Here is a 3,408-nt window from a genome sequence, read left to right as displayed (position 1 = left end):
CGCCTTTGCCCGGTCGACAAATAGCCAAACGGCAGATGGCCGATGCCGCCGAGCCCGACGGTCGCCAGCGCCTCGTCCACGCTAAACGCCGGCTCACCGGAAAAGTCGCGCCAGAAGCGCAGATTCTCCGCCACGCTCAATGCCGTCTTCATCGCGTTTAGATGACCGAGATAGTGGCAGGCCGAGGCGACCGTGGGGAAGGCCTCGCCACCGCCTTCGACCCGGACCTGCCCTTCCGCAGTCCGCAGCAGTCCGGCGATGACCCTCAGCAGCGTCGACTTGCCGGCGCCGTTCGGGCCGGTGACGACAAGTGCCTCGCCCTTCTCGAGCGCAAAGCCGATGCCGGAAAAGACCGTCTCGCCGCCGCGCTCGCCGCCCAGATTTTCGGCGATCAGCCGCATCATTGCCCGTTCCGAAAGCACCGTTTCGCGGCCGTCGCCGCATCGCACAAATTTGCCTTTCGACTGTCTAGAACTATTCCAGGAAATTCTCTATATGCGGATCATCCGTGCCAGCGGTCGGCGCGGGAACAGAATTGGCGCCGAACCAGCGCACGCGCCGCCTTGAACGGCTCGGGTTGCTTGGGAGCGGACAGCGGAAATGGCCGTACCCGCACCTTTGCGCGTGATTGCATGCCATCGGCGTCCGTTCCCTTTCAGGCTGAACAGACAAGGACGGATCGCACGTGTCAAAATCCCTCGACAGTTTCAAATGCCGCCGCACCCTGACCGCGGGTGGCGCTGACTATGTCTATTTCGACCTTACCGAGGCCGAGAAGAACGGCCTCGCCGGCATTGCCCGGCTGCCCTATTCGATGAAGGTGCTGCTGGAGAATCTTCTGCGCAACGAGGACGGCCGCTCCGTCACCAAGGAGAGCATCCAGGCGGTGGCCGGCTGGCTGACCGACAAGGGCACCGCCGGCGTCGAGATCGCCTACCGTCCGGCCCGCGTTTTGATGCAGGATTTTACTGGCGTTCCGGCGGTGGTCGATTTGGCCGCCATGCGCGACGGCATCAAGGCGCTCGGCGGCGATCCGGAAAAGATCAACCCGCTGGTGCCGGTCGACCTCGTCATCGACCACTCCGTCATCGTCGACGAGTTCGGCACGCCGATGGCCTTCGCCCGCAATGTCGAGCTCGAGTATGAGCGCAACGAGGAGCGCTACAAGTTCCTGAAATGGGGCCAGCAGGCCTTCCGCAACTTCCGCGTCGTGCCGCCCGGCACCGGCATCTGCCACCAGGTCAACCTCGAATATCTTGGCCAGGTCGTCTGGACGAACAGCGAGGACGGCGAGACCACCGCCTATCCCGACACCTGCGTCGGTACCGATTCGCACACCACCATGATCAACGGCCTCGGCGTGCTCGGCTGGGGCGTCGGCGGCATCGAGGCCGAGGCGGCGATGCTTGGCCAGCCGGTTTCCATGCTCCTGCCCGAGGTCATCGGCTTCCGCCTCACCGGCAAGCTCAAGGAAGGCGTCACCGCCACCGACCTCGTGCTTACCGTCACCCAGATGCTGCGCAAGAAGGGCGTTGTCGGCAAGTTCGTCGAGTTCTTCGGCCCCGGCCTATCCAACATGACACTGGCCGACCGCGCCACCATCGGCAACATGGCGCCGGAATATGGCGCCACTTGCGGCTTCTTCCCGGTCGACAGCGAGACCATCCGGTATCTGACGATGTCCGGCCGCGAGGAAAGCCGCATCGCGCTGGTCGAGGCCTATTCGAAGGCGCAGGGCATGTGGCGCGACGCCGGCTCCGCCGACCCGGTCTTCACCGACCTGCTCGAGCTCGATCTCGGCGACGTCGTGCCGTCGATGGCAGGCCCGAAGCGCCCTGAGGGCCGCGTCGCGCTGGAAGGCATTCCGGCCGGCTTCGCCAAGGCGATGGAGACCGAGTACAAGAAGGCCGCCGAGATCTCCAAGCGCTACGCGGTCGAAGGCACCGACCACGATCTCGGCCATGGCGACGTCGTCATCGCCGCCATCACCTCGTGCACCAACACCTCGAACCCGAGCGTGCTGATCGGCGCCGGGCTGCTCGCCCGCAACGCCAACCGCGTCGGCCTGAAGCAGAAGCCGTGGGTGAAGACCTCGCTGGCGCCAGGCAGCCAGGTGGTCGCCGAATACCTGGAAAAATCCGGCCTGCAGCAGGAGCTCGACCAGATCGGCTTCAACCTGGTTGGCTTCGGCTGCACCACCTGCATTGGCAATTCCGGCCCGCTGCCGGCGCCGATCTCCAAGACAATCAATGACAAAGGCTTGATTGCTGCCGCGGTCTTGTCCGGCAACCGCAACTTCGAGGGCCGCGTCTCGCCGGACGTGCAGGCGAACTATCTCGCGTCGCCGCCGCTGGTCGTCGCCCATGCGTTGGCCGGCACGGTGACCAAGGACCTGACCACCGAGCCGCTCGGCGAAGGCAGCGACGGCAAACCGGTCTACCTCAAGGACATCTGGCCGAGCGCGGCCGAGATCCAGGAGTTCATCGAGAAGAACGTCACGCGCGAGCTGTTCGCCCGCAAATATGCCGACGTCTTCAAGGGCGACGAATACTGGCAGAAGGTCAAGGCGCCGGAAGGCCAGACCTATGCCTGGGACGACAGCTCGACCTATGTGCAGAACCCGCCCTACTTCGCCGGCATGACCTCGGGCTTCGGCAAGATCGGCGACATCAAGGGCGCGCGCGTGCTCGGCCTCTTCGGGGACAAGATCACCACCGACCACATCTCGCCGGCGGGCTCGATCAAGGCCGCCTCGCCGGCCGGCAAGTACCTGACCGAACATGGCGTCGGCGTCGCCGACTTCAACCAGTACGGCACGCGGCGCGGCAATCACGAGGTGATGATGCGCGGCACCTTCGCCAACATCCGCATCCGCAACCACATGCTGGGCGAGAACGGCCGCGAGGGCGGCTACACCATCCACTACCCCTCGAAGGAGGAGATGTCGATCTACGACGCCGCGATGGAGTACAAGAAGGAAGGCGTGCCGCTGGTCATCTTCGCCGGCGTCGAATACGGCAACGGCTCGTCGCGCGACTGGGCGGCCAAGGGAACGAACCTCCTTGGTGTCCGCGCGGTCATCGCTCAGTCCTTCGAGCGCATCCACCGCTCGAACCTGGTCGGCATGGGCGTCATCCCCTTCGTCTTCGAGGACGGCACCTCATGGGCTTCCCTCAACCTCAAGGGTGACGAGCTGGTCGAGATTGACGGGCTGGACGCCATCAAGCCGCGCCAGAAGATGGGCGCCAAGGTCACCTATGGCGATGGCACGGTGAAGAACGTGCCGATCATCTGCCGCATCGATACGCTGGATGAGCTCGACTACTTCAAGAACGGCGGCATCCTGCAATACGTGCTGCGCGATCTGGCAGCATAGTGAAAGGCAGTACGGGAGTAGGGGAATAGGGC

The 3,408-nt window shown here is 64.5% G+C and carries 2 protein-coding genes; one reads left to right on the top strand and one right to left on the bottom strand.

Features of this window, described 5'->3' with window-relative positions:
- On the bottom strand, nucleotides 1-401 hold a 401-nt coding region (gene ccmA, locus EN742_RS28685; protein ID WP_128333553.1), incomplete at its 3' end, for a heme ABC exporter ATP-binding protein CcmA.
- Nucleotides 402-685: 284 nt separating this feature from the next.
- Between ccmA and acnA the strand changes: the two genes are divergently transcribed.
- Nucleotides 686-3,376: an aconitate hydratase AcnA gene (acnA, locus tag EN742_RS28680; RefSeq protein ID WP_126057432.1), complete on the top strand. Its 2,691-nt coding sequence runs from the start codon at nucleotides 686-688 to the stop codon at nucleotides 3,374-3,376.
- Nucleotides 3,377-3,408: the final 32 nt, after the last annotated feature.

The organism is Mesorhizobium sp. M4A.F.Ca.ET.020.02.1.1, assembly GCF_004022645.1.
Classification (GTDB): Bacteria; Pseudomonadota; Alphaproteobacteria; order Rhizobiales; family Rhizobiaceae; genus Mesorhizobium.
This window is presented reverse-complemented; position numbering and strand designations above follow the sequence as displayed.